Annotated in this window: 1 protein-coding gene; it reads left to right on the top strand. The window is 73.5% G+C overall.

From position 1 onward, the window contains the following. Positions 1-585: Pvc16 family protein (locus ACLD7X_RS17955; RefSeq protein ID WP_411425050.1), on the top strand; the 585-nt coding region annotated here is incomplete at both ends.

The following is a 585-nucleotide window of genomic DNA, read 5'->3' as shown; positions in this document are numbered from 1 at the left end:
CCATGTCCGGCCACCTTCCGATCGCCGCCGCTTCCCGCACGCTGCGCACGCTGCTGCGGGACCGCATGGCGCAGGCGGTGGACGTCACCCTCGCCCCGCCGGACATCGTGCCCGATGGCAGCACGGGGCTGCGCGTCAACCTGTATCTCCTCCACCTCGCACCCTCGCCGCACCTGGCGAACCTGCCGCCGCGCCCGGACATGCAGGGCCGCGTCCCCGCGCGCCCGCCGCTGGCGCTCGACCTCACCTACCTGCTGACCACCCATGCGGCTGACGAGCAGGACCCGCTGGCGGAGCTGAACGCCCAGGTGGCGCTGGCCGATGCGCTGTCGGTGCTGCACGAATTCGCCGTCGTCACGCCGCGCCTGCGCGTCCTCGGCAGCGCGATCCCCGATGCGCCGCGCGGCGCGCCGGTGATGGACCTCGACCTGCTCGGCCAGACGGAGCGCCTGACGCTGACGCTGAAGCGCGCGGAGCTGAACGAGCTGACGCAGATCTGGTCCGCGCTCAACACCTCCCCGCTCCGGCGTGGCGTGCTGGTGATGGCCTCGGTGGTGGAACTCGGCAGCCGGGACCGTCGCCCGG

Source organism: Aphanothece microscopica RSMan92, assembly GCF_046613545.2.
GTDB lineage: Bacteria > Cyanobacteriota > Cyanobacteriia > PCC-6307 > Cyanobiaceae > NIES-981.
This window is presented reverse-complemented; position numbering and strand designations above follow the sequence as displayed.